Below are 26,978 nucleotides of genomic sequence, written 5' to 3'. Positions count from 1 at the left end.
CGATGTCCTTGGGGCAATTGTTAGGATCGCTTAAGATAGCTCTTCCTCATGGGATAAAGGGGTTTTCATCGCCTCAGGAATCACGGTTCCAAGTTGCGATGGCAAGCGAGCGATCGCCTGCTGCACAAAGGAGCGAATAAATTCATCGCGGCGATTGAGTTCAAATTGCTGTTGAACTACTTCGCTGATGCCACCATCGCCCCAGTCTTGGTTGTGGCGAAAATACTCAATAAAACTTTTACCAGCAATGCGAGTGAGGTAGGCAGCTGTAATCCCTTGGACGGCTTTGCCCACCACCAGCCCCCCCATGCTCAATTGCAAGGCCGTACCGACGAGATTCATGGCTCCCTTAACAATGCCCAAGCTGACCAGGGTTTTGCCCAAGGAAAGGGCTAATTCGCGGGCGCGATCGCGATTCAGGTCACAGCCATAGACCTTGCCAATTTCCATCACCATTTGCGCATTCACGGCGGCGGCAGCCAGTAGATCTACGCCGGGAATCGGCGTGACACAGACCACACCCGCACTGATCCACTGGTAGCGCTCCACCACCTTATCGGCTTGGCGGCGCCGTTGCTGATCAATGATTTTGCGAGCCTGCTCCCCTAGGCGTTGAGACTGCAAGAGGATATTATCTGCCACGAGGTCATCCCCTTCCTCGCGGAGAATGGCACTCAGCCGCCGAATCAATGGCCAAATATGGGGTTCGGGTTCTAACCACTCTCCTGTGTCGAGGCGAATCGGTTGGGGACGGGCGGCAATACCCACGACATCTTGGGGCGGAATCAACCCCTTAACTCGCTGCCGTAGATGGCGCAAAAGAGCCAGTTGATCGGCCTCGGAGCGCAAGTCAATTTTATTGAGGACCAAGAGCGATCGCTTGCCCATTTCCACCAAGTTGACCAAGGGCAGATATTCCGACTGGCGCAGGTCATCATCGAGCACAAAAAGCAGCAGATCTGCTTCTGCGGCCAGTTGTCGCGCTAATTGTTCCCGGTAGGTTCCAGCCACACCCGCCTCCAAAATGCCGGGGGTATCGGTAATCAGAATTTCCCGCTCTGTATTAGGTAGCCAAAAACGATAGGTTTGCCCCACTGCGGTGGTGCCCATTGTTGGTGCCACTTCCCCCACCATTTCACCAAGGAGGGCATTGACGAGAGAGGTTTTACCCGCTGAACCGGTGCCAAAGACCACAATGCGCAATTCTTGGCGGTAAAAATCCTCCTCCAGCTCCCGTGCCCGTGCCAACAGTGCTTGCCGTGCCACCTCATCTTCAATTTGACTCAGTTGCTGCCGTAGGGCTTTGAGGTTTTCGGCGGCGGCTTCCGTTTTATCAAGGGGGGCTTGGGGCGTAGCGGTAGCGGGCTTGGGCTTGCCCTTGCGCTCAAGTAAGTACAGGTAACGAAAGAAGGTATAGAGCAGCCCCCCCAATAGACCAATGAAAATCAGCACCAAGAGATTGGCCAAAAAGGGGGCAGTAAAGGCCACCTGCACATAGAGCCACGTGAGTGCCGATATCAACCAGAGGATGAGCACCAGAATGGCGCTGAATCCTAACAGGGGCCAAAACCAACGCCTGGGGGTCATGGCAGGTATTTCATCAGACGCTGCAAGACGGGCAATTTCAGCGATCGCCCCCGCCATAGGCGCACCATTAGCCCCAAGTTCACCAAAAAGTAGGCGGATCCCCAGAGACTATTGAGAAAGAGTAATAGGCCATGATGCAGAGACTGGGCTTCACTCACGCTGACCGCCCCATTCAGCAGGCCATAGCCCAACAGCCAAATGAGACCAATGAGAAGAGCAAGACGACTGACTTGACGGGTCTGGCGATCGCTCCCCCGGCGACTCAACTGCCACAGTGCTGGAATCATGCCAAAAATGGGCAGCAAATAGACAAAGAACCACAATCGCTGCAACGTGGGATTGCTAAAGGCTTCCCGATCCACGGGGTCGAGCGGTTCCATCGAATACTCCCCAAGGGCATGGGCACCGTCGTCACGGCTTCTTGATTCCTAATATATCGCTGATTGATTAGGAGACAGCGCCGTGCCAAAGCGCTGCATCTGGGGCGATAAATGATCAGCCACATTGCTAAACTTAAGATTGGCCTGTTTGCGGCCATGCCCGCGATCGCCAGTGTTGCATTGTCACTAGGGAATCTGCATTTATGTCAGTGATTCAGGAGCTCCACCGTCAACTCGTTCGCAAAGAACGCTCCGCCACTGAAATTACCCAGGCTTACTTAGATCGCATTGCCCAAGTGGAGCCAACGCTCCATAGCTTCTTAACCGTGACGGGCGATCGCGCCCTTGCCCAAGCGGCCGCCGTGGATGAGCGCATTGCTGCCGGTGAAGAGATTGGTGTGCTCACAGGGATTCCCTTGGCCATCAAGGATAACCTTTGCACCTACGGTGTGCGCACCACCTGTGCTTCTAAGATGCTGGAGCACTTTGTCCCCCCCTACGAATCCACTGTGACCCAAAAATTGCAGGCCGCTGGCGCGATTATGGTGGGCAAAACCAATCTCGATGAATTTGCCATGGGCAGCTCTACTGAAAATTCTGCCTTTGGTTTCACCGCCAATCCTTGGCATCCAGAGCGGGTCTCTGGGGGGTCTTCTGGGGGGTCTGCTGCCGCCGTGGCTGCCGGAGAATGTGCTGCTGCCCTTGGTTCCGATACGGGCGGTTCCATTCGTCAACCCGCCGCCTTTTGTGGGGTGGTCGGCCTCAAACCTACCTATGGTTTGGTGTCGCGCTATGGCCTTGTTGCCTATGCGTCGTCATTGGATCAAATTGGGCCTTTGGCACCGACGGTTACCGATGCTGCGATTCTTTTGGGAGCGATCGCGGGGCATGATCCCAAGGATGCCACCAGTCTCAGCGTGTCGATTCCCGACTACACCCAAGCCCTCAAACCCGATCTCAAAGGCATACGCCTTGGCGTCATTCAAGAAACTCTAGCAGAAGGCGTGCAACCAGAGGTGAAATCCGCCCTTGAAGCCGCCCTAAAAACCCTTCAGGAATTGGGGGCCACGATTGTTGAACTCTCCTGTCCCCGCTTTGCCTACGGCCTGCCCACCTACTATATCATTGCCCCCTCGGAAGCCTCGGCAAACCTAGCCCGCTATGATGGCGTGAACTTTGGTTTTCGCGCTGAAGGAGCCAGCGATCTCCTTGAAATGTACATGAAAACCCGCGCCCAAGGCTTTGGGGCTGAGGTGAAGCGGCGGATCATGATTGGCACCTACGCCCTTTCCGCTGGCTACTATGATGCCTACTACCTACGGGCACAAAAGGTACGCACCCTGATCAAAGAAGACTTTGCCCAAGCCTTTGCACAGGTGGATGTCTTGGTTTGCCCCACCACCCCCACCACTGCCTTCAAAGTTGGGGAAAAAACCGCCGACCCCCTGAGTATGTACCTGTCAGATCTGATGACCATTCCCGTCAACCTTGCCGGGCTACCAAGCTTGAGCCTCCCCTGTGGCTTTGATCAGGAAGGGCTGCCCATTGGTCTGCAATTGATTGGCAACGTCCTAGGGGAAGAGACCCTCTTTCACGTGGCCTATGCCTATGAACAGGCGACCCCTTGGCACCAGCAGCAGCCGCAGCTTTAGGCTTTAACCAAAGCGGCCACTGACATAATCCATCGTGGCTTGCTCTTTGGGGTTATTGAAGACGACGCTAGTGTAATCATACTCAACAAGGTAGCCCACCCGGTTGCCCCGTTCAGTGGCCTCGGCATTAAAGAAGGCGGTGCGATCGCTGACTCGAGTTGCCTGCTGCATATTGTGGGTCACGATGACAATTGTGTAGTTCTGCTTCAATTCATGGATTAGTTCTTCCACCTTGAGGGTAGAAATGGGGTCAAGGGCAGAACAGGGCTCATCCATGAGGATGACCTCAGGCTTGGTGGCGATCGCCCGCGCAATACATAGCCGTTGCTGTTGTCCGCCAGAGAGCGATAGACCACTTTCTTTGAGCTTGTCCTTCACCTCATCCCAAAGAGCCGCCTGCCGTAGCGCCGTTTCCACTAGCTCACCCAAATCCCCCTTATACTTATTGACCCGCGCTCCAAAGGCCACATTGTCATAAATTGATTTCGGAAAGGGATTGGGCTTTTGGAACACCATGCCAATACGCCGCCGCACTTCTACTGGATCCACCTCCTTGGCGTAGAGATCCTTGCCGTGGTAGGTAATCTTGCCCTCTACCCGAGCACCTGGCACTAGGTCATTCATGCGGTTAAAACAGCGCAGTAGTGTGCTTTTACCACAACCCGATGGGCCAATGAGAGCCGTCACTTCATTGGCATAGATGTCCATCGTTACATCCCGCACTGCCCGAAATGAACCATAGAAAATCGAGGCATCTTGGACTTGGAGAACGACTTTGGGAGTGGGTTTAGGATGAGTCGTCATAGAACAGTTACCTTTTAAGTCCTTAGTAGCGTTTCTTACGGGTAAGCAGACGCGAGACAATACTGACGAGCAAGATGATGCTCAGCAACACCAACGCGCCTGCCCATGCCAGTTCCTGCTGGGGTTTGTAGGGAATGATGGCAAAGAAATAAACCTGTACTGAAAGCGTGGAAATGGGGCGAAACAAATCCGTTGACCAGAAGTTATTATTCAGTGCTGTAAAGAGGAGAGGAGCCGCCTCACCCCCCGCCCGTGCCACCGCTAGAGTCACCGCAGTAGCAATAGAGGGTAGCGCCGCAGGAAGCACCACTCGACTGACGGTTTCAAAACGAGTCGCCCCCAACCCCAATGCCGCCAGACGAACCTCTTCAGGAACGAGGACTAACCCCTCCTCTGTGGTTCGCATCACAATGGGCAGCATGACCACTGCAAGGGCAACCCCACCGGCAAAAGCACTAAAGGTGCCCATGGTCATGACCACAATCGTGTAGGAAAATAAACCCGCGATAATAGCGGGCACCCCGCTGAGAACGTTCGCCGAAAACCGCACCCAATAGGCAATTTTGCTGCCGCGCCCGAATTCCGACAGCCAGACGGCTCCCAAAACCCCAATGGGAACACTAATCGCCATGGCAACAGCAAGCACAATTAACGTACCAACGATGGCATTACCTAAGCCCCCCCCACCCAGACCCGGTGGCGGTGGGAGTTTTGTAAACAGATCTAAGTTGATCCGAAGCAGTCCTTGGGACGCCACATTGATGACAATGGCTGCCAAGGGAATCACCGCAATGACAGCAAACAGTCCCGTCACACCTGTCATCAACAGACCAAAGAGGTTTCGTGCCGAAGTCCAGACCTTGCCTAGTTGAATCTCTGCGGCAGAAGGGCGGTTACTGATCTCTGTCATGGTGCAACCTATCGCTCAACGTTTTGAAACTTCTTAATAATGATTTCCGCCAAGATATTGACCAGCAGCGTCAGGATCATGAGCACCAAACCAGCATACAGCAGTGCAGCCACTTGCTCTCGCCCTGCTTCACCAAACTGGGAGGCAATCAATGACGCTATCGTCGAACCCGGCTCAAGGATTGAGAGGCTAATGCGGTTGGCATTTCCCACTAGCATCGCTGCGGCCATTGTTTCGCCCATGGCTCGCCCCAAAGCCAACATCACTGAACCGACAATCCCAGAAAAGCCAGCCGGAATGAGAACCCGCAAAATGGTTTCCCAACGGGTGGCTCCCAGAGCCATTGCTCCTTGGCGTAAGTAAGGGGGCAAAGAAACCAGCGTTTGCCGTGAAATGGAGCTAATCAAGGGCAAAATCATGAAGGCCAGCACTAAACCTAGGGTGAGGAGGTTGTTACCACGGGGACTGGTACCAAAAAAGGGAATCCAGCCAAAGTGCTGATGCAAAAAACTGTAAACGGGTTGCAAAAAGGGAATGAGAACAAAAATCCCCCACAGACCAATCACCACACTGGGAATCGCTGCCAATAACTCAATAGAAAAGGCGATGGGGGTACTTAGGTATGTCGGTAGAAAGTCCTCACTTAAAAAGACTGCAATACCGATTCCTAGGGGAACTGCCACCAGTAGGGCAATGAGGGCACTCACAAGGGTACCGTAGATTTGGGGTAGGATGCCGTAGATATTTTGCACCGGGTCCCATGTGGTGCTAGCCAGAAAGCGCAGGCCAAATCGTGTAATTGCAGGTATAGCCGCAAGGCCAATTTGAATCACAATCCAGAGCAGGGCAACAGCCACCGCTAGGGCAAAGACCATTGTCAGATAGTAGAAGGATTGATCGAGGTAGTAGCGTAGGTTTTTCCGTGCCTCAATCGCAGCCAAATCCGGTAATTCAGGGGGGGTGCTGGTAACAGCCATAGGTTTCACGGGTAATATTGATCAATTGCCATAACTGACTCTTTTTCATCCTAGGGGATTGCGAGGGGGAAACACTCCCCCTGCAGTTAAATGATTTAGCCTTTAACTTTCACCTTATCGAGGGTTGCCTTGACTCGCTCGACGATGTCGTCAGGCATGGGAACATAGTCCAGTTGTTCGGCAATGCTTTTGCCCTCATTGCCCAGTGCCCAAAGCAGCACATTTTTAAGGGCTTGCCATTTTCTGCCATCTTGGTACTCAGGATACACCAAGATCCATGTCAAGCCAGCGATGGGAAAGGCTTCGGGATTTTCGGGATCCGGCACTAACAATGCAAAATCTTCGGGAACGTCAGCGCCCTCAAAGGCTTTGGAGGCAGCTTCCGGGGAAGGATAGACGAAGTTACCTGCCTTGTTTTCCAGTAGGGCGCGGGGCAAGTTGTTGAGTTTGGCATAGGCATACTCGACGTAGCCAATGGTGCCTTCGTTTTGCTGAATTTGGGCAGCCACGCCTTCATTGCCTTGGCCACCAACACCCACAGGCCAATTGACGGAGGTGCCAACCCCTGCCGGCCAGCCGGGACACACGGTGTTGATGTGGTTTGTGAAAATAAATGTGGTGCCACTGCCGTCAGAGCGGTGGGCAAAGGTAATTGGTTTATCGGGAAGCGTTTTACCCTCATTTGCGGCAACCAGCTTGGGATCATTCCAGCGGGTAATTTTGCCCATGACGATGTCGCAATAGACCGCCCGCGGTAATTTCAGCTCATCCACACCGGGCAGGTTATAGGCAAAGACAACGGCACCCCCCGCCATGGGCACTTGAATTGGATCTACCTTGTATTTTTCTTGGAAGGATTTTAGGCGATCGCCGGCTATTGGGGCATCGGAACCAGCAAAATCCACTGTACCGTTAATGTATTGCTCGAGGCCTGCTCCACTGCCAACGGATTGATAACTGACTTGGACGTTGGGATCAACCTGCTGGGCGTAGGTTTTGAACCAGTTTTGGTAAAGGGGGGCTGGAAAAGTGGCGCCGGCACCATTAATGTTTATCGGCTCGCCCGCTTGATTTGGGCCACCCCCTCCCTGAGGGCCACAGGCAACAACAATGCCAGCGGTGAGGATGGCGCAAACAGCAATGAGAATTCGAGATTTTCTGAGTTTGAAGATCATAAGCGCGATCGCAAGTAAGAACAATGAACAAATGCATTGATGCATCAGTGTTTACAGCCCCTCTCGTGAGGATTGAGACTGCTCAAAGTAGTTAGAACTACTGTGCACTGACAGCAGGCACGAGGATCTCATCCCCGTTCATGTACTCCATAAGTTTTCAGAACAAGGGCTGCATGACAGCTTGCTCGATAGCAACGACAAATCTATCGCAACTCAAAGACAAGCTAGGGCGATAATACGCGAACGATGTAAAGGTTAGGTTAAGAATGACTCTATCTGTTAATTAAGTTTTTTTATTATTGTGCAGTCTCTGTCGATCTGAACCAAAGCTTGGGTAGGGCAGTCTAACTTTAGTTTTCCGCTGGGTGTAGTGAGGAATACTTTCAAGGAAGCAATTTATAAAAATTTTCTTAATCTCTAGGTTCCTGAGACCAAAGGCAGCCTAAGATTATCGCTAGGGTGTTCTCAACAATACTTTCTCTAGGGAGAAGGGCTAACGAAATGCCTTAAGATAAGACTTTTTAAGTCTCAATTCTTTGAATTCAAGTTACTAACTTTAGAAGGATTTATATTAATAACTCATCTTTGAAGTTTTATTTATAAATAGTTTTGGCAAGTTATTCATCGTTTTTAGTGATTTTGTTTTAGTGGGGAAATAGTTGAATTCACCAATTTTCTAATTGATGCAATATCCGTCATTTTTAGAGTGAGGCTTGAGTTATGAAGTTTCAGCAATTGAGACGTGGCGTCTTACCCCTTTTGGCCATCATCCTTGTGGGTTGCACCATGGAGGCGGCATCTAATGATCCGATGCTGAAGGTGATTCGGGTGGATGGCTCGAGTACGGTTTATCCGATTTCCAAGGCGATCGCCGAAGAGTTTAAGACCACGCCCAATGGTCAAGAGGCCGATATTGCTGTTGCTTTTTCAGGGACATCTGCTGGCTTTCGCGCCTTTTGTAGCGGCAAAACGGATATTAGTGACGCCTCTCGCCCGATCCTCATTACCGAAATGAATGAGTGCATTGCCAATGGTGTCCCCTTTATTGAATTGCCCATTGCCTTTGACGCGCTGACGATCGCCGTCCATCCCCAAAATACTTGGCTCAAGGAAATTTCTGTGGCTGAGCTGAAAAAACTCTGGGAAAAAGCGGCGGAGAAAAAGCTCACTCGCTGGAACCAATTACGTCCCGACTTTCCCAATGCACCCATTGTGCTCTGGGGACCGGGTCAAGATTCAGGCACCTTTGATTATTTCAACGAGGCGATTCTTGGCAATCAGCGCGGCTCTCGCACCGACTACAAAGCCAGCGAAGACGATAACGAAATCGTAGGGGGTATTGCCGGGGATGTGAATGCCCTTGGTTACCTTCCCTATGCTTACTACATGGCCAACCAGAATCGGCTGCGGGCTGTGCCGGTCAGTGATGACCGAGGCGCCATTCTACCTTCAGTGGAAACGGTGCAAAACAGTACCTATCAGCCCCTCTCGCGCCCCCTCTTCCTCTATGTCAATGCCAAATATGCCCAAGACAAGCCCCTGCTGCGACAGTTTGTCGAGTATTACATCCAGCAGGCACCGACGGTCGTTCCCAAGGTTGGGTATGTCCCCCTTACGCCCGAAGGCTATCGCTTGGCAGGCATTCAGTTTATTCGCCTAGAGGTGGGGACTGCCTTCAAGGGGGTGCCTGAACCTGATGTAACAATTGAAGAGGTGCTGCGGCGTCAGGTGATCTTCCAAGAGGCCCATGCCAATAATCCGACCCCCTAGAATAGGGGCATGGAAATTATCGAGAAGTCTCAGCAGCGGCTGATTTTGCGCAGTCGCCCTTGGGGGGTGTGGCTGGCAGGTCTGATATTCTGTGTTGGTGCTGCTGTACCGATTTGGTTTGCAGCCCGCTATGAGCTGGTGTGCCGCCATGAGGTTCGCGTTATTGATAGTCGCTGTCGCTGGGTGCGCTCTGCGGCAACGGGGGTACAGATCACCCAAATTCCCCTGAATCGGCTCCAAGGGGTGGGCATTATCGAGCAGTGGCGCTCTAGTCGCGGACAACGCTACCGTGTCTATCAGGTGCACCTACAAACCACCGCGGGTTCTATTGCCTTTGGTGAATTTACCCGCGATCGCCAGAATCGGGAAGCCGTTGCCGAACGCATCCGTCGCTTTTTGCAGCAGCCGCAACATCCCCCTTTGACATTAGTGGAAGACAACCACTGGTGGGGATTTTTGATCTTAGCTGTTGGCTGGGGCCTAGGCTTACCCCTAATCTTTATCGGAGCCAAGGTGCTGGTGCTGGTTTTTGATAAAAGTGCAGGGGTGGTATCGCTGCAATATAGCAGTCTTCTCAGGACAGAAAAGAAAACCTTCCCTTGGCATGACCTCAAGGATGTCGTCGTACAGCTCTCCCGTGGTCAGAAGGGCAGAGTATCAGCTCGCTTGGCCTTGGAGTTGCAGAATGGGCAGGTAATTCCCCTGCGGTTTTATTACAGCAGTGATGTCAGGGGCACTCAGGCACTGCAAGCCACGATTCGGGCGTTTCGTGATCGTTCGTGATCAAACGTAACGGGTACGGCGGAACGGCGATAAATTAGCTAGGCTAGAAGCAAGAAATTTCCCTCAGCAGGGATAGAAATTTTATCTGAGAACAGCAAATTAGAATTTGTTAGCGGTTGTTGACGCGAGCGATCGCTAGCCCTGAATTCCCGAAAAATTTATCCCTCTGCTGTGGGCGATTTCTGTTAGAAAGGCTACAATCAATGAGGTTTTAGTTAAAATTAGTCAAAAGATTCCTGCACAGTCTCAACCGCTCGCTACTGCCTGCTCCCTGACCCCGTGGGTCACACAGGAAATTTTTCAAGATGATCCAGCGGCAGAGATCCTGAGGATGTGGAATCTAGAGCCTATGCCCCCGTCCAACCGCTTTCCTTGGCTACATTCCATGATTGAAATGTGGCTGACGATTCTAGCGTCACCAAAGGCAACGGTTGTCGACAACACACTGACAATACACATTTAGGGAGATTTTACGAGGACAACGGCATGACCCAAGTGAATGTACTTGACGTTTACGACCCCGCAACAGCCCCCCTTGAAGACGAGGTGGCTCTGCTCAGTGATTATGGCCTTGATGGTGTAGAGGCTGTAGAGATCGAGGAAGAGGAGAGCGAAGACTTTGAGGAGGTCAGCGATGATCTTGACGGCAAGCCCACAAAAGGTCGTGCCAGCCGACGACGGACACAAGTCAAGAAGAAACATTACACTGAGGACTCGATTCGCCTCTATTTGCAAGAAATTGGCCGCATTCGTCTGTTGCGTGCTGATGAGGAAATTGAACTGGCGCGCAAAATTGCCGATCTCCTAGAAATGGAGCGAGTGCGCGATCGCCTGTGCGAACAACTGGGCTGTACCCCTGAAGAACTAGAGCGCAATCCCGAACCTTGGGCCACAGAACTAGGGATGACGGTGCAGGCATTTCGGCATCGTCTCTTTGTCGGTCGCAAAGCCAAGGAAAAAATGGTGCAGTCAAACCTGCGACTGGTGGTGTCGATCGCCAAAAAATACATGAACCGGGGGCTATCCTTTCAGGACTTGATTCAAGAGGGCAGCCTAGGGCTCATCCGTGCTGCCGAGAAATTTGATCACGAAAAGGGCTATAAATTTTCCACCTACGCCACCTGGTGGATTCGCCAAGCGATTACCCGCGCCATTGCCGATCAATCCCGCACCATTCGTCTACCTGTGCACCTGTACGAAACCATTTCGCGGATCAAGAAAACCACCAAGCTCCTCTCACAGGAAATGGGGCGCAAACCCACTGAGGAAGAAATTGCCGATCGCATGGAAATGACCATTGAAAAGCTGCGCTTCATTGCCAAATCGGCTCAACTTCCCATTTCCCTAGAAACCCCCATCGGTAAAGAAGAGGATTCCCGTCTGGGGGACTTCATCGAGTCCGACGGTGAAACCCCTGAAGATCAAGTGTCCAAGCACCTGCTGCGCGAAGATTTAGAAACGGTATTGTGTACCCTTAGCCCCCGCGAGCGAGATGTGTTAAAACTGCGGTATGGCTTGGACGATGGTCGCATGAAAACGTTGGAGGAAATTGGTCAACTCTTTAATGTCACCCGTGAGCGCATTCGCCAAATTGAGGCCAAGGCCCTGCGGAAACTGCGCCATCCCAACCGCAACAGTGTCCTCAAAGAATACATTCGTTAAGGAGTCGTTTATGTTGCGTCCCCTCATTGCCCTGACTGTTGGTCTGTCTGCCACTCTGGTGGCAATGCCGCAACCCAGTTCTGCCCAAGCCTGTGCCTATGCCAAAGGGTTAAGTCAAAGTCTGAGTAATTCCTCATTTTTCGATAGCAGCAAGCTGCCGATCGCCCTTGGACTGGGTGCAGGTGCAATTACAGCAGCGGCAGTGGGGGTGACCCTCTGGCAACGGCAGCAGCAAACGGATGCCCCGACCCCTGCTTCTGATGCTACCTCTTTGGAACTGCCGGTGGTCTTGCCGGAGTCTGAAGGTGCAGAGCGTTCTGAAGATGTGACACCCATTGCCTAGTTATCGATTTGTCAAATTACTCCCCCTCATGGGGGCGATCGGGGTATTCCTAGGCTGTAGTCCCATTGCGCAGTCGGATACCCCGTTACCTTTATCAACCGCTGAACCCCTGTTAGAATCGCAGCCACCACCAACACTGGCGGTACGCATTGAAACCGTTGTTGAAGGGTTAGAGCATCCTTGGGCAGTAACTTGGCTGCCGGATGGCAGTGCGTTGATTACTGAGCGTCCCGGACGATTGCGGCGATTTCACCAAGGGCGTTTGGGTTCACCTATTCGTGGCGTGCCGCCGGTCTTTGCCCAAGGCCAAGGGGGCTTATTGGATGTCGCCCTTCACCCCCGCTTTGCTGAAAACAATTGGGTTTATCTTACCTATGCCCATGGCACAGCATCCGCGAATCGTACTCGCCTAGCACGGGGGCGTCTGGTGGGCGATCGCCTTGAAGAGGTGACAGTTCTCTTTGAAGTCTCGCAAGCGAAAACTGGGGGACAGCATTTTGGCTCCCGCTTGGCTTGGCTCCCCGACGGCACATTGCTCATGGCCATTGGCGATGGCGGCAATCCCCCAATTGAACTGGAGGGCAAATTAATTCGCGAGCAAGCCCAAAACCGCCGCAGTCATTTGGGCAAAATTATTCGCCTGCGGGACGATGGCACTGTGCCAAAGGACAATCCCTTTGTCGGCGACGCCACAGCCACCCCCGAACTCTGGAGCTACGGCCACCGCAATATTCAAGGACTGGTGGTTGATCCAGTCACAGAAGCGGTGTGGTCAACGGAGCACGGCTCCCTCGGTGGCGATGAACTCAATCGCATTCAGGGCGGTGCCAACTACGGTTGGCCAGTGGTCACCTATAGCCGTGAGTATTGGGGCGCAGAAATTACCCCAGAGCGGCGCCGGCCGGGGATGGTGGATCCTTTGGTGGTGTGGACACCGGCCATTGCGCCTTCGGGGCTAGCAGTTTATCGGGGCGATCGCGCTCCCCAGTGGCAAGGTGCCCTCTTCGCTGGTGGCCTAGTTTCCCAAGATGTGCGCAAAATTCGAGTGAATACCAATACTGCTGTTGCAAGCCAAGGGCGCATCCCCATCGGTCAGCGGGTACGGGATGTGCGCCAAGGCCCTGATGGCTACCTATATGTTCTCACGGATGACCCCCAAAATGGCCGACTGTTGCGGCTGATTCCTTAACGTTGAGCTAAGCAGTTCTTTATCGCTCCTTAAATGCAAACCAATATCTTTATCAAGGCGGTCGCACATCATCGGCTACCGCCAGTTTAGGTGTTGAGGAGTGTATATGCGTTCTTGGGGGAAGCTTCTAGGAAGCTGCCTAGTTGGCTTGGGCGTCATTTTGGGATTGAACAATGCAGCCGTTAGCCAGTCATCAGCAGAGGAAATGTTAGGGCCTCGAATCCAGCCCCGTGGAACGATTCGCTTCAATAGTGAAGGCGCTGGTTTTGATAACTACCTCAGTGCAGAAACATTTATTCCGTTCTTTCAACAGCAGGGTGCTAGCGTCGGCTTCTTTGAAGGCAAACTCCTCATGGCCACGCCCAATACAGCCTTGGGGTACAATTTGACCCTTGGCTACCGTGCCCTGACAGGCAATCAGAAATTTGCCCTTGGTGGCTACCTATCCTACGATTTTCGCAACACGGGAGATGCAGGTTTTAACCAGCTTGGGCTTGGTCTGGAACTCTTGGGAGATGTTGATGTCCGTATAAACGGCTATATCCCCCTAGGGACTCGACAAGTCCTTCTCAATCAAGCAGTGGGTTCAATCGGCACCATTCAAAACAACCAGATTCTCCTTGATCGCGATCGCCTTTTCCAAGAAGCGCTGACGGGTTTTGACTTTGAAGTAGGAACCCGATTGGTTCCATTAGGTAAAGACTATCTGCGGGGTTACGCAGGTTTATACTACTACAGCGGTGAGAGTATTGCTGATTTTGTGGGCGTCCGTGCCCGTTTAGCTACCCGCCCTATTGAGTACCTCAGCCTCAGTGCAACAGTGCAAAATGATGATCGCTTTGGCACGAAAGCTTGGTTTGGAATTGGGGTTTCTTTTCCCGGTGTCGCAGGTAGTCGCCGCCGTACTCCAGAACAGGGTCAAAATGTAGCAGCCCGTCTAGGCGAATCCCCCGAGCGCCTTAGCTTTATTACCGTTGATAACGAACTTGTTGAGGATCAAATTGCGGCAATTAACCCTGCTACAGGTCAGCCTTATCGCGTTTTCACAGTTGATACCGGCGCTGGCAGCGCGGCTCGTATTAATGATTTACCCCTCACTCAAAACGATATTGTCTTAGTTGGCGTTGCTGACACCGATGGCAATACCGCAGGTCAGGGCACAATTAATCTCCGAGATGGCGTCCAACTCCTCTCGACAACTGTCAATCGGCAACTACCAAGTACAGTAGGAACCATTACGATTCCTGCGCTCACACCGAGTAACCAACAGCCTATTATAGCTGCCACTATTGTTTTAGCTAGGAATAATACAATTGATGGCTTCAATATTACACCGCCTGCCGGCCAACCTGCGATTATTGGTAATAACGTCAATCCACCGCGTATTCTCAACAATCAAATTACAACCATCAATGCCAACGGCATCAGTATAACGAATAGTACTGGTGTACAAATTACCAATAACCAAATTACGAGTACCAATGGCAGTGGCATCATTTTAGTCAATGCTGAATCCCCTGTGGTTCGCAATAATAATGTTACAATTACGAGCACAACTGCCCCTGCCTTTAACCGCCGTGGCATCAGTATTACTGAAAGCACCAACGCAACGATTGAAAATAACACTGTTGATGGGGGGATTGGTGAGGGAATTGGCCTAGATAATGCCCTTGGAAATGTAACTATTCGCGGCAACACTGTCCGTAATGTTGGCCAAACAGCAACAGATACTAACCTTGAAGCTAGCATCTTCATTCGCAACAATCGTGGCAACGCCAACATCACCATCGAAGATAACGTGACTGAAAACAACCTGACGGCAGGTAATCGTGTGGATGGAATTGAATTCAACCTCTGCCGTGGCGATAGCTTTGCTGTGGCTGACCGTTTCAGTGACAATCAGTTTGCCAATTGTGCTGCCCCTGCAAGTGCAACGGTGACTGTTCGGAACAATCAGATTCGCAACATTGGTACAGGGACTGATGGCAGTGATGGTATTGACTTCAATATTGGCGATGGTGCCAACCTCACAGCCGTTCTAGAAAATAACGTGGTTAACAATATTTCTGATGCGGGGATGACGTTTGATATTGTCAGCAGTGCGGCTCCAATTGCACCTCCCAGCGCAAACATTACAATTCGCAACAATGAGATACGCAATATCCTGAATGATGATGCCATCACCCTAGAGTCGAATAGTGCGGGACAAGTGGTACTAAACATTGAAAATAATGTGATCCAAAATATTGGCAATAATAATGACGGCATTGACATCGAGTTCACAACAACGGCTGCAAGTCCAACCCCTGCACAAGTCAGAATTGTGGGGAATCAACTGAATAACATTAGCGATCGCGGGATTGAAGTGGACACCACTAATAATGCTCGCTTAGCAATTGAAATCAGCAACAACACCTTAACCAATACAGGCGAAGCAATTCGCTTACGTGGTCAAAATAACTCTGTATTGACGCCTACGGTTAACAACAATACCATCACCGTTACAAATGCCGCAGGTATTATCTTGCAAAATGTACAATCCCCTGTGGTTCGCAATAATACCGTTACAATTACGAGCACAACTGCCCCTGCCTTTAACCGCCGTGGCATCAGCATTACTGAAAGCACCAACGCAACGATTGAAAATAACACTGTTGATGGGGGGATTGGTGAGGGAATTGGCCTAGATAATGCCGTTGGAAATGTAACTATTCGTGGCAACACTGTCCGTAATGTTGGCCAAACAGCAACAGATACTAACCTTGAAGCTAGCATCTTCATTCGCAACAATCGTGGCAACGCCAACATCACCATCGAAGACAACGTGACTGAAAACAACTTGACGCCAGGTAATCGTGTGGATGGAATTGAATTCAACCTCTGCCGTGGCGATAGCTTTGCTGTGGCTGACCGTTTCAGTGACAATCAGTTTGCCAATTGTACTGCCCCTGCAAGTGCAACGGTGACTGTTCGGAACAATCAGATTCGCAACATTGGTACAGGGACTGATGGCAGTGATGGTATTGACTTCAATATTGGCGATGGTGCCAACCTCACAGCCGTTCTAGAAAATAACGTGGTTAACAATATTTCTGATGCGGGGATGACGTTTGATATTGTCAGCAGTGCGGCTCCAATTGCACCTCCCAGCGCAAACATTACAATTCGCAACAATAAGATACGCAATATCCTGAATGATGATGCCATCACCCTAGAGTCGAATAGTGCGGGACAGGTGGTACTAAACATTGAAAATAATGTGATCCAAAATATTGGCAATAATAATGACGGCATTGACATCGAGTTCACAACAACGGCTGCAAGTCCAACACCGGCACGGGTCAGAATTGTTGGCAATCAGCTTTCTGGTGTCAGCGATCGCGGGATAGAAATCGATACCACTAACAATGCTAGCTTGCAACTTGAGGTTAGCAATAACAGTATCCAAGCAACAGCTGGTGGTGAAGCAGTGCGACTGCGTGCTCAGAATACTTCTCGCCTCAATGCCACAGTCAACAATAACACCCTCACTCAAGGGAATTCTGCCACGAAAAGTTTACAGCTGCGGGCTGTTAGTAGTGCAACCCTGTGTGCAAACGTATTTAGTAATGTCCAAACAAGTGGTGCAGGTTTCGACTTAGTACGTGGTGGTAGTAGTAGCAGCCTCCGTATTGTTGATCTTCCTAATCTCAGCCCGAACAATGGTGGTGTGGCCATCAACACAACTGGAACAGTTACCAATATCACGCCTGCCATATTCAGTGCTGCACCACCTGCGGGTTGTACGTTCCCCTAGGACTCAGCAGGATTGTGATACTCACTCAAGGTGGTCAAAGAGCACTGCCAACAGTGTTCGAGCCAATTGATCAAGGTCTCGCGAGGGGCAGAGACTTGGCGTACCACTGACCACACCTGTAAGGCAGCTAGGGGGGAGTTGACCTCGACCCTCAGGGGTTGATAGGGAGCATAGTCACAGGGCACCTCTAGATCGATCAACCGTTGGTAGATCGGCCAGCGTAATTGCCACTGAACTGCAATAAGGTGGGGGTTTATAGACATTCAAGAAGCACTCCACTATTGAAAATGTACAGAAAGGTAGTTTAGGATCGGGCTGTCAGAGCTAAGTTAGTTAGCTCACTAGTGTCCGCAAAGGAGCATCGTGCTATGACGACCAGTGCATTGCCGCGCCAAGCGTTTGGCGAGATGAAAGATACAGTTGTACTGCTGGAGAAGGCCACCACCACGCCCATCTGTGAGGGGATGAATCGCCTCTTGGCCAGTTTTCAAGCCCTGTATTTGCAGTACCAAAAGCATCATTTTGTGGTTGAGGGGGCAGAATTTTATCCACTGCATCAGTTTTTCCAAAATTGCTACGAACAGGTGCAAGGTCACGTCCATGACTTGGGTGAGCGTCTGAATGGGCTGGGGGGTGTTCCCGCCGCCGGTTTTCAACAGTTGGCCACGCTCTGCTGCTTTACCCCTGAACCGGAGGGGGCTTTTAACTGCCGCCAAATGCTCACTAATGATTTGCAGGCCGAACAGGCAATCATTAGTGTTCTGCGGCAACAGGCTACCCAAGCAGAGAGTTTGGGCGATCGCGCCACTGCCTACCTCTATGACCAAATCCTGCTGCAAACGGAGGAGCGAGCCTACCACATTGGTCATTTCTTGGCCAACGACAGCCTGAAGTTGTAGCTTTTCGCGATGTTGGTTAACGAACCTTAATGCAAGATCACGGTTGTCCATAAAACGCCCCCACCCAAGGGGGTTTTTTAATGCAGATTTTTCCTATTGCTTAGCCTAGCTTAGTTGCGATTAAATTGCAATAAATTTATCCGAGGGGGTTTGTTGCAGGACGCTGGCGGGGATACTGTTGCATCAGGGCACGCACCTGCTCGGCATGGTAGGAACTGCGGGTGAGGGGAGAGGAGACCACCTGCAAAAAGCCCATGGATTCGCCAAGCTGTCGCCATGCTTCAAATTGCTCTGGTGGAATAAAAGCCTGCACGGGTAAGTGCTTCGGACTCGGTTGCAGATACTGGCCAATCGTGAGAATATCACAGCCCACTTGACGCAGATCCGCCATCACCGCTGCCACTTCCTCAGGGGTTTCTCCCAAGCCCACCATGATGCCAGACTTTGAGTAGATCCAAGGGGCGCGATCGCGCACCCGTTGCAGCAGTTCCAGACTGCGCTGATAGTTGCCTTGGGGACGCACCCGCCGATAGAGACGGGGCACGGTTTCGGTGTTGTGGTTCAGCACTTCGGGACTGGCGGCGAGAATTTGATCTAAGGCCTGCCAATTGCCACAGAGATCGGGAATGAGCACTTCAATGGTTGTTTGGGGCGATCGCGCCCGCACAGCCTGAATCGTGGCCACAAACTGAGAGGCACCACCATCAGCCAAGTCATCCCGATTTACCGAGGTAATGACAACATGATTGAGCTGCATTCGCACCACTGCTTCCGCCAGTCGCTGGGGTTCAGTGGCATCCAAGGGCAGTGGCTTTTTCGCAAAATCAATATCGCAGTAAGGACAAGCGCGGGTGCAAGCTGGCCCCATCATTAAAAATGTCGCCGTTCCCTCATGAAAACATTCACCAATATTGGGGCAAGAGGCCTCTTCGCAAACGGTATTGAGGTTTAAGTCCCGCAACAGTTCCTTGACGGAACCGACCCGCTGCCACTGGGGTGCTTTGACCCGTAACCACTCTGGCTTAACAACCACGGCTAACTCCACTGCAAATTCAAAAACAAACAAAGGGAAAACGTCAATTGTGCCACCAACAGAAAGAGGTAAATTAGAGCACGGGGGCGAAAAATCGTCAGCAGTAATCCCAGCCCCTTGAGATCCACCATCGGTCCGAGGACAAGAAAAGCAAGAATTGACCCCGGCGTAAACGTGGCAGCAAAGGCAAGGGCAAAAAAGGCATCAACCGTCGAGCAAATGGAAATCACTGTGCCCAAGATCATCATTGCCACAATCGAGATCACCGGCCCTTGGCCAAGGCTGAGAATGAGTTCGCGGGGGGCGGCCACCTGAATAATAGTCGCCACTAGGCTACCGAGGACTAAAATTCCCCCCAGTTCACGAAATTCCTGCACCACATTCTCTAGGACTTGGGGCAGACGCTGCTGCCAAGGCATCGTTGCAGTCGGTGGCGCAAGCGTGAGAGTTTCCATGGCAAGGGGTTGGCCGGGGGTTCCCAACAGGTAGGTGCCTGACTGGAGCAAGGCCGGTATAGTGGCTGCCTGAGGCTGGGGACGACGCATGAGACTGGTGACGGTGGGCTGCAAAAAGGGGGTTAGATCCTTTTGGAAACTAAAGACCCAGCCAATAATGGTGGCGATCGCCAGTGAGAAGAGGACGCGAAAGACGACAATCTCCGGTTGATCACGAAAGGCCGTCCACGTTGCCCAAATCACAATCGGGTTGATTGTCGGTGCCGCCAACAAAAAACCAATGGCCACGGATGTAGGCAGTCCTTGCACCAATAATCGCCGCGCCACCGGCACATTACCACACTCGCACACGGGAAAAAGAAAACCAATGCAACTGCCCACCAAGGCCCCCAAGAGGGGCGATCGCGGCAAGCGACGAATCAGTGCCTGCTCATCGACAAACAGCAGCAGTGCGCTAGAGAGCAAAATGCCCAGCAGCAGAAACGGCACTGCCTCCACCAGTAGGCTCAGAAAAAGGGTAAAACCGCTTTGCAACTGATTCGCAAATGCCATGGGTGTATAGCGGGGTCTAGGACACAATCTCCTTCAACTCGAGGGGACTCGGCTGAATATCCGTTTGCCGTGAATCGGTAATCAACCAATCAAGGGCAGCGGCCTTCAGATCAATCGTTGTCCCTGTTTTATCAACACAGTAGCGGCCAAAGACCAGCTTATCCACAAGACGAACGTCAGAGCCAAGGCGAGAATACTCAAAAATCACACAGTTATCGACGACCGCACCGCTACAAATGTGGCAATTGGGGCCAATCATCGTCGGCCCAATAATCGTTGCCCCATCTTCAATCTTGGTCATGCCGCCAATGTACACGGGGCCTTGAATTGTGACTTTATTCCAGTTGACCGCCACATTCAGCCCGGTATAAATGCCGGGGGACTGCTCATGGCCGGGAATCGAGACATTTTTAATTGTGCCCTCAAGAACGCCACGCACCGCTTGCCAGTAGTCGGGGACTTTACCAATATCAATCCATTCAAAGTCCATCGCTAGGCCATAGAAGGGGGCACCCATTTCCACCAATTTAGGGAACAGCTGGCTGCCAATGTCGTATTCTTGATTGGAGGGAATGTAGTCGAGAATTTCTGGCTCAAAAATATAAATCCCCGTGTTGATATTGTTGCTTAGAGCCTCTTCGACACTAGGTTTTTCTTGGAAGGCAACAATGCGATCGCTCTCATCGGTGACAACAACGCCATAGCTCGAGACATCTTCTTTGGGCACTGTCTTCATAATGACGGTAGCGATCGCCCCCTTTTGGCGGTGCCAAGCCACGGCTGCTGTCAAATCCAAGTCAATCAGGGCATCCCCACACAGCACCACAAAGGTGTCATCAAAAAAGGGGTGAAAATCTTGAATCCGCTTGATCCCCCCCGCAGAGCCTAGGGCTTTACCGACGAGTTCGCCATCCTTGATATAGCCCTCAAAGGAGTAGGCAATCTCCACCCCAAACCGCTGCCCATCCTGAAAGTAGCTTTCAATTTCATGGGCGAGGTGGCTCACATTCACCATAATCTGGTTAAACCCATGCTGCCGCAAAAGTTCCACCAAAAACTCCATCACCGGTTTTTGCAGAATTGGGATCATTGGCTTCGGAATGGTGTATGTAATCGGGCGTACCCGCGTGCCTTTTCCAGCCGCCAAGATCATTGCTTTCATATCGGTTTTACCCAATCTACCAACACTGCAAGGGAGACATCCCCGCTTATGATTATCCCCCCTAGCTTACCTCAATCCAGGGCATACACCCGCCCATGGTAAAGCAAGCGGGTAATCCCTTTTGACTGAAGATAGCTGCGCACTTTCCGCAACATTTCGCCGTCAGGCACCTTAACAACGGTCTTGCGCCATTGGACATCACTGGCCTTATAGAGGCGTTGATTTTGCTGGGAATAGCGTAAAGCCACGGGGCGGCTATCGAAAATCGGTAGAGTACTTTGTTGCGCTTCTTCACTGGAAAGGGCACCTAAACCGCGAAAGGCTTCTAGGGGACGGGTGAGCAGTTCCGCCCGCCGATCCACCACAACATAACAGGGACGGGGCAGCACCGCTTCGGCAAGGGGAATGACCTCCACCGACTGCACCACTTCTACATCGGCGAGATCCGGTAAGGGAATGTCCCCCTCAAGTTCCTCGTCATCGTCATCTTCGAGATCGTCATCCTCTGCATCACTGTAGTCATCCTCATCGAGGACAACGGCCTCTGCCGTCTCTACATCTTCTAGATCCTCTTCCTCTGGCATGTCATCCGTTGTAGCCATGGCCAATAGGGGAGCTTCAGGGGCAGCCGCTTCTTCTTCCATTTGTTTGATCACACGCCGAATGGTGTTTTCACTCACACCAAATTCTGCAGCCAGAGCTTTGATGGTTTGTCCGACAGTGTACTGTTGAAAGACACGCTGGCGTTCGCTGTCACTGAGTCGCTTGTAGGTCATGGATCCAGATTAAGAAGCAGGTGGCCAGATCTATTATCTGGGGTGACGGTGCCAGAATGTTGATTTTGGCCAAAGCCCTGTTCAAGGGGCGATCGCTAGCGCAGGCGCACAAACCCTGCTTTTTCAATGGCCGCTTGCCCTTGATCCGTGAGCAAGAGTGCAGCGTAGGCACGTCCTGCTTGGGCATCGAGGCTATTGTCCTCCTTGGTAATGACAAATAGGCGGCGGGTGATGGGATACGTCCCCTCTCGAAATGCCTGGTGATTCAGTTGATTGCGCTCTTGGGGACAGCGTTCCGGAGGAACGTAGGGTTCCTGATAGGGAGGCACGTATTGATTGGCTTGGCGGCCAAGGGGAAGTGGGTGGATGCTGCACTGACCCACCACCTCTGGGGCAGAAGCATAGTAAATCCCCCCCAGTGTCGCGGCGACCCGCCGTAGGCCATCGGTGGTATCGCGAACCATGACCACATTGCGACCAAAGGGCTGCTTCCCTAGCACTTCCTGAATAAAGTATTCAACGGTACCACCATCTTCCGGGCGGCGAGAGAAGGGGGTAATCTTTTGGTTGGGGCCGCCCACCTGCTGCCAATTGGTCACTTTGCCGGTGTAAATATCCACCACTTGTTGCACCGTCAGTCCGGCAATCTCTAGCCTCGGATTGACAGCGATCGCTAGCCCATCAATGGCAACAGGAATGGCAGTTAATTTAATACCCTGAGCCGCCGCCTTGGCTAACTCCTCGTCTTTGAGGGGACGGGAAGATTGGGAGAAAGACAGTTGATTATTCAATAACATGCGGATCCCACTGCCCGACCCCGGCGTTCCTGTGGGCGGATCCACATAGCGCAGTTGAAAATTGGGCCAAGCCGCTTGCAGCAGCGGATCCACATCGCGGCGAATGGGTGCCCAAGTGGTGCTACCGCCATAATTAAAAAGGCCACTGGGGACATTCTTGACTTGGCTAAACGTAGATCGACCCTCGGTTCCGAGATTGAGACCGCCATTGCCAATGATTTCGCCGTTATTGACGAGGCGAAGCACCAGCCCTGCACCAACGCCCAAAAGGCCGAGGGTAGCCAGCAGGGAAAGGAGTAGAGGCAGGAGAGAATTGCTTTTCCCTTGGAACATACAAAATAATTGCTGTCATTTTTTCTAGCCTAGCCCAAACCAAGGGATGTTGTGGATACTCTCTTCAGTGACGCTGCCTCAGCCCCTCATGCCCCCGTTAGCGAAGGATCGGGAATTCCGCGACAATGATGAAGAAGCGTTCATTGAGTTCAACATGCGCTACCGTCGCTTTGGTCGTACCCAATTACCGATGCCTGTCTTTTCCTGTGGCGGCATGCGCTATCAGTTTTCATGGCAGGATGTCAGTCCGAGTACGATTCCAGAAGAGAATCAACGCAATTTAGAGGCGACGATTTGCCGAGCCGTGGAGCTAGGCATTAATCATATTGAAACCGCCCGGGGCTATGGCACCTCAGAAGTGCAGTTGGGCAAAATTCTGCCGCGGCTGCCTCGCGAAAAGCTGATTGTGCAAACCAAAGTGGGGCCGCGACCCACCGCCAAGGAGTTTCGGGCAACCTTGGAAACCTCGCTGCGCAATCTGCGGCTGGACTACATCGATTTGCTGGCGATTCATGGCCTTAATTTGCCAGAGCATCTGGAACAGGTGCTGCGACCGGGGGGCTGCCTAGAGGTGGCACGGGACTGGCAAGCGGCAGGAAAGATTCGCTTCATTGGCTTTTCTACCCACGGCAGCCTAGAGGTGATTCGGCAGGCGATCGCCAGCGATGTGTTTGACTATGTCAACCTACATTGGTACTACATCAATCAGCAGAATTGGCCGGCGATTCTCGATGCCCAAGCCCGTGATATGGGCGTCTTCATCATTAGCCCTGCGGATAAGGGGGGGATGCTCTACAAACCACCCCAACGCCTTGTGGAACTGTGTGCCCCCCTCAGCCCGCTGGTCTTTAACGATCTGTTTTGCCTCTCCCATCCCCAAGTGCATACCCTGAGTGTCGGTGCTGCTTGCCCCAGTGATTTTGATGAGCATCTCAAGGTGCTCGATCTGTTGGATCGGGCCGATGAAATTTTGCCGCCGATCTTGGTACGGCTGGAGCAAGCCGCCATTGAGCGTTTGGGGGAAGACTGGTACCACACTTGGCATCAGGGACTGCCAGACTATCGCCACACCCCCGGTGAGGTGAATATCCCCACCATTCTCTGGCTGTGGAATCTGGTGCAGGCCTACGATTTGCTTGAGTACGCCCGTATGCGCTATAACTTGCTTGGCAACGGTGGCCACTGGTTTCCGGGGGCGAATGCAGCACAGGTCAAGCACTTGGATTTAGACCCCTGTTTGCAAAAGAGTCCCCATCGGCAGAAGATTCCAAGGATTTTGCAGGCAGCCCATGATCTGCTCAGTGGTACTCCGCAGCAGCGCTTATCTCAATCCTAAGGATAGGGGAGTTTTCCCCAGTAAATCGCGGACAATTCCCCTAGGGGATCGCTCTAGGTGCCACCGACAATAAAAGTATCAAGGGTAAGAGGTCAACACCATGGATTTCATCTATCACCTCAGCAATGCCAGCCTTACCCTGCGGGTTGTGCAATTCTTGCATGAATACGCCAAGCTACCAATACAGTTTGTTACAGTCATTCATCAAGTGGATGGGTGGGTGATTCGCATTAAAATGCATTCGCCCCTCTCCGACGAACAAGCAGGGAATTTCCGCGCCTTCTTGAACGAATTGGGATTCCCCTACACACCAGGGATTTCGCTGAAAATGGCACTGTGGGCACTGGAAACCGGACAGTCAATGGTGGATGTGATGCGCCGTTATCAAGTGGCGATTGTCTCCCATGGCTACCCCAACTACGACGACATTGAAGCGTTTCGCAAGCAGTTCATTCAAGGCTTGGGCTACTGTCCCGAAACCTTGGCCTAGGGCATCGTGTCCCTTTGGCCTTGCTCTTGGCGATGCTGCAAGATTCGTTCTGCAAGGGGGAGATCGCTGGGAGTGGTTATCTTGAGATTGGTTTCTTCGCCTAGAACAATGTGCACGGCATAGCCTAGGCGTTCAAAGAGGGCAGCATCGTCTGTGACTTCCCAGCCTCTGGCCACCGCCATTTCATGGGCAATACGCAAGGGTTCGACGCGAAAGCCTTGGGGAGTTTGAGCCGCCCACAGGGAGTCCCGCTCTGGGGTTTGGACGACAACCCCTTCACGGTTGACGATTTTAATCGTATCTTTGACCGGCACGGCGGCAATGAGTCCGGCATAGGTCTCTAGGGCTTGGGCACAGCGGTTGATCAGATCGGGGGTGGCAAGGCAGCGGGCACCATCGTGGATCAGCACCTGCTCAGCCCTTTCGGGAAGTGCCTGTAACCCATTAAAAACGGAGGCTTGACGGGTCTCACCCCCTTGGATAAGCTGGACGGGCTGCCGTAGGTTCAAGTCCCCAAGGAGTGCTTCCCAAGTGGGAAAATCCTCTGGCTGGCCAATAACGCCAATCCATTCAATCGCTTCCGCGGCAGCCACCGCTGCCAATGTCCATGCCAAAAGGGGTTTACCCAAGAGTTGCAAGCGCAGTTTATTGTGGCCTGCCCCCATGCGTTTACCCATGCCGGCGGCGGGAATGAGGATGTGCATTCATACCCCTTTTAAGACTGTTTTTATCTTGGCATAGGAAGGCTCTGGGCATTATGGCTCTGTGGGACGGCTGGCCAAGTTAATGCGATCGCTGAGTTGTCGCAGCAGGCTGCCCATTTCTGGATCGGTACGCTGCAATTCGGCCACCTTGTCACAGCTATACATGACGGTGGTGTGATCCTTGCCGCCAAACTCTTCACCAATTTTCGGCAAGCTGAGGCCAGTATATTGGCGCATCAGGTACATGCCAATTTGACGCGCCATACTAATTTCGCGACGGCGGGAGTTGCCCTTGAGATCACTAATGGACACATTCAGGGCTTCAGAGACCACATTCAGAATCACCTCTGGGGAGGTCTCAATTTTGCGGATGGCTGGACTCAGAACGGGGGCAATATTTTCCACCGTCATCGGCAACCCAGAAATGGAAATGTAGGCCACCGCTCGAATCAGTGCCCCCTCTAGTTCCCGAATATTGGAAGTGTAGCTGGCGGCAATATACTCAATCACATCGCGGGGCAGGCGGATATTTTCGTACTCCGCTTTTTTCTGGAGAATGGCCATGCGCGTTTCGAGATCGGGGGGTTGAATATCGGCAATCAGACCCATGGAAAAGCGGGAGCAGAGGCGCTCTTGCAGGCGGGGAATTTGACTGGGGGGGCGATCGCTGGCCAAAACCACCTGCTTACCGGCCTCGTGCAGTGTATTGAAGGTGTGAAAAAACTCCTCTTGGGTGTATTCCTTGCCCTCAATAAATTGAATATCATCCACGAGCATGACATCCACCGCCCGATAGTGCTCGCGAAAGCTCTGCATACTGTCTTTGCGGATGGCGGCAATCAAGTCATTCGTAAACTGCTCGGTCGAGACATAGAAAATCTTGGCATTGGGGTCAATTTCCAAGCGATAGTGACCGATCGCCTGCATCAGATGGGTCTTGCCCAAGCCAACACCGCCACAGAGAAAGAGGGGATTAAACTCCCGCCCCGGTGATTCTGCCACTGCCAAGCAGGCCGCATGGGCCATGCGATTATTGGGGCCAACGACATAGCGGGAAAAGACATACTTGGGATTCAGTTCACTGCCGCGATGACGAGCGGGCGGGGTGGTGGCCTCTACTTCAGCACGACTGGTGGGGCGAATACTGGTGTCATGCTCTGCCCCTTGGGCGATCGCCAGCTCAATCTCCACCGCCTCACCGACAATTTCCCGTGCCACATCGGCAATGGTTTTCAAATAGTACTTTTGCAGCCAATTGCGGGCAAAGGGATTGGGGGTGCAAATCGTAAGGGTCTGGCCATCAAAGGACTGCACCGTTGCTGTCTTAATCCAAGTTTCAAACGTCGGGCGACTGAGCAACAGTTGCAACCGCTCCAAAATTTGGTGCCAGAGATCTTCGGCAGAGCTAATCAC

At 52.2% G+C, this 26,978-nt stretch carries 24 protein-coding genes; 10 read left to right on the top strand and 14 right to left on the bottom strand.

All coding sequences use genetic code 11. From position 1 onward, the window contains the following. Window positions 1-30: 30 nt before the first annotated feature. Together M0644_RS00120 and M0644_RS00115 are read right to left on the bottom strand one after the other, a co-directional pair. Window positions 31-1,587: a DUF697 domain-containing protein gene (locus tag M0644_RS00120; protein ID WP_286626050.1), complete on the bottom strand. Its 1,557-nt coding sequence runs from the start codon at window positions 1,585-1,587 to the stop codon at window positions 31-33. Then, entirely contained in the window at window positions 1,584-1,967 is a 384-nt protein-coding gene (locus tag M0644_RS00115) for a hypothetical protein (RefSeq protein ID WP_286626049.1), read from the bottom strand. The genes M0644_RS00120 and M0644_RS00115 overlap by 4 nt, the downstream gene beginning before the upstream one ends. A 203-nt stretch (window positions 1,968-2,170) precedes the next feature. On the opposite strand from M0644_RS00115, the gene gatA reads away from it, so the two are divergent. Next, complete coding sequence (gatA, locus tag M0644_RS00110; protein ID WP_286626048.1) at window positions 2,171-3,619, top strand: Asp-tRNA(Asn)/Glu-tRNA(Gln) amidotransferase subunit GatA; 1,449 nt, start codon at window positions 2,171-2,173, stop codon at window positions 3,617-3,619. Window positions 3,620-3,622: 3 nt separating this feature from the next. On the opposite strand, the gene pstB is transcribed toward gatA, so the two are convergent. The 4 genes from pstB to pstS all read right to left on the bottom strand — a co-directional run bounded on the left by pstB (window position 3,623) and on the right by pstS (window position 7,485). Beyond that, a complete protein-coding gene (gene pstB / locus M0644_RS00105) occupies window positions 3,623-4,423 on the bottom strand; it encodes a phosphate ABC transporter ATP-binding protein PstB (RefSeq protein WP_286626047.1) in 801 nt (266 codons plus the stop codon). Window positions 4,424-4,445: 22 nt separating this feature from the next. Further along, window positions 4,446-5,333 (bottom strand): phosphate ABC transporter permease PstA, encoded by an 888-nt coding sequence (pstA, locus tag M0644_RS00100; RefSeq protein WP_149817025.1) that lies wholly within the window; start codon window positions 5,331-5,333, stop codon window positions 4,446-4,448. A gap of 8 nt (window positions 5,334-5,341) precedes the next feature. Then, entirely contained in the window at window positions 5,342-6,310 is a 969-nt protein-coding gene (gene pstC / locus M0644_RS00095; RefSeq protein WP_149817023.1) for a phosphate ABC transporter permease subunit PstC, read from the bottom strand. A gap of 95 nt (window positions 6,311-6,405) precedes the next feature. Then, window positions 6,406-7,485 (bottom strand): phosphate ABC transporter substrate-binding protein PstS, encoded by a 1,080-nt coding sequence (gene pstS / locus M0644_RS00090; protein ID WP_149817021.1) that lies wholly within the window; start codon window positions 7,483-7,485, stop codon window positions 6,406-6,408. Window positions 7,486-8,205: 720 nt separating this feature from the next. On the opposite strand from pstS, the gene M0644_RS00085 reads away from it, so the two are divergent. The 6 genes from M0644_RS00085 to M0644_RS00060 all read left to right on the top strand — a co-directional run bounded on the left by M0644_RS00085 (window position 8,206) and on the right by M0644_RS00060 (window position 17,028). Next, a complete protein-coding gene (locus M0644_RS00085) occupies window positions 8,206-9,255 on the top strand; it encodes a PstS family phosphate ABC transporter substrate-binding protein (RefSeq protein WP_286626046.1) in 1,050 nt (349 codons plus the stop codon). 9 nt (window positions 9,256-9,264) lie between these two features. Further along, entirely contained in the window at window positions 9,265-10,038 is a 774-nt protein-coding gene (locus tag M0644_RS00080; protein WP_286626045.1) for a hypothetical protein, read from the top strand. Between the two features lie 486 nt (window positions 10,039-10,524). Then, window positions 10,525-11,700: an RNA polymerase sigma factor RpoD gene (gene rpoD, locus M0644_RS00075; protein WP_286626043.1), complete on the top strand. Its 1,176-nt coding sequence runs from the start codon at window positions 10,525-10,527 to the stop codon at window positions 11,698-11,700. A gap of 10 nt (window positions 11,701-11,710) precedes the next feature. Then, entirely contained in the window at window positions 11,711-12,043 is a 333-nt protein-coding gene (locus M0644_RS00070; RefSeq protein WP_286626042.1) for a hypothetical protein, read from the top strand. 28 nt (window positions 12,044-12,071) lie between these two features. After that, window positions 12,072-13,232 (top strand): PQQ-dependent sugar dehydrogenase, encoded by a 1,161-nt coding sequence (locus M0644_RS00065; protein WP_399374400.1) that lies wholly within the window; start codon window positions 12,072-12,074, stop codon window positions 13,230-13,232. 148 nt (window positions 13,233-13,380) lie between these two features. Next, the gene (locus tag M0644_RS00060) at window positions 13,381-17,028 is read left to right on the top strand and encodes a right-handed parallel beta-helix repeat-containing protein (RefSeq protein WP_286626040.1); all 3,648 of its coding nucleotides are present in this window, start codon (window positions 13,381-13,383) and stop codon (window positions 17,026-17,028) included. Here the strand turns inward: M0644_RS00060 and M0644_RS00055 are convergent. Then, the gene (locus M0644_RS00055) at window positions 17,025-17,291 is read right to left on the bottom strand and encodes an Asr1405/Asl0597 family protein (RefSeq protein ID WP_149817010.1); all 267 of its coding nucleotides are present in this window, start codon (window positions 17,289-17,291) and stop codon (window positions 17,025-17,027) included. The genes M0644_RS00060 and M0644_RS00055 overlap by 4 nt on opposite strands. 105 nt (window positions 17,292-17,396) lie before the next feature. Here M0644_RS00055 and M0644_RS00050 point away from each other — a divergent pair, with 105 nt between their 5' ends. Then, entirely contained in the window at window positions 17,397-17,927 is a 531-nt protein-coding gene (locus M0644_RS00050; protein WP_286626039.1) for a Dps family protein, read from the top strand. Window positions 17,928-18,063: 136 nt separating this feature from the next. On the opposite strand, the gene lipA is transcribed toward M0644_RS00050, so the two are convergent. The 5 genes from lipA to M0644_RS00025 form a co-directional block, all read right to left on the bottom strand. Continuing rightward, entirely contained in the window at window positions 18,064-18,960 is an 897-nt protein-coding gene (gene lipA / locus M0644_RS00045) for a lipoyl synthase (RefSeq protein WP_286626038.1), read from the bottom strand. A gap of 2 nt (window positions 18,961-18,962) precedes the next feature. Continuing rightward, the gene (locus tag M0644_RS00040) at window positions 18,963-19,967 is read right to left on the bottom strand and encodes a permease (RefSeq protein WP_286626037.1); all 1,005 of its coding nucleotides are present in this window, start codon (window positions 19,965-19,967) and stop codon (window positions 18,963-18,965) included. Window positions 19,968-19,983: 16 nt separating this feature from the next. Continuing rightward, a complete protein-coding gene (locus tag M0644_RS00035) occupies window positions 19,984-21,129 on the bottom strand; it encodes an NDP-sugar synthase (protein ID WP_286626036.1) in 1,146 nt (381 codons plus the stop codon). A gap of 71 nt (window positions 21,130-21,200) precedes the next feature. After that, window positions 21,201-21,905: a helix-turn-helix domain-containing protein gene (locus M0644_RS00030; RefSeq protein ID WP_286626035.1), complete on the bottom strand. Its 705-nt coding sequence runs from the start codon at window positions 21,903-21,905 to the stop codon at window positions 21,201-21,203. Window positions 21,906-22,000: 95 nt separating this feature from the next. Next, a complete protein-coding gene (locus M0644_RS00025) occupies window positions 22,001-23,035 on the bottom strand; it encodes a PstS family phosphate ABC transporter substrate-binding protein (protein ID WP_286626034.1) in 1,035 nt (344 codons plus the stop codon). Between the two features lie 154 nt (window positions 23,036-23,189). Between M0644_RS00025 and M0644_RS00020 the strand changes: the two genes are divergently transcribed. Together M0644_RS00020 and M0644_RS00015 are read left to right on the top strand one after the other, a co-directional pair. Then, window positions 23,190-24,371, top strand: a complete 1,182-nt coding sequence (locus tag M0644_RS00020; protein ID WP_190278282.1) for an aldo/keto reductase — start codon at window positions 23,190-23,192, stop codon at window positions 24,369-24,371. A 100-nt stretch (window positions 24,372-24,471) separates the two neighbouring features. Further along, window positions 24,472-24,861 (top strand): hypothetical protein, encoded by a 390-nt coding sequence (locus tag M0644_RS00015; RefSeq protein ID WP_149816995.1) that lies wholly within the window; start codon window positions 24,472-24,474, stop codon window positions 24,859-24,861. Here the strand turns inward: M0644_RS00015 and ispD are convergent. Both ispD and dnaA read right to left on the bottom strand, forming a co-directional pair. Continuing rightward, complete coding sequence (ispD, locus tag M0644_RS00010) at window positions 24,858-25,565, bottom strand: 2-C-methyl-D-erythritol 4-phosphate cytidylyltransferase (protein WP_149816993.1); 708 nt, start codon at window positions 25,563-25,565, stop codon at window positions 24,858-24,860. The genes M0644_RS00015 and ispD overlap by 4 nt on opposite strands. A 51-nt stretch (window positions 25,566-25,616) precedes the next feature. Continuing rightward, a complete protein-coding gene (gene dnaA / locus M0644_RS00005) occupies window positions 25,617-26,978 on the bottom strand; it encodes a chromosomal replication initiator protein DnaA (RefSeq protein ID WP_149816991.1) in 1,362 nt (453 codons plus the stop codon).

Source organism: Thermosynechococcus sp. B1, assembly GCF_030322985.1.
Classification (GTDB): domain Bacteria; phylum Cyanobacteriota; class Cyanobacteriia; order Thermosynechococcales; family Thermosynechococcaceae; genus Thermosynechococcus.
This window is presented reverse-complemented; position numbering and strand designations above follow the sequence as displayed.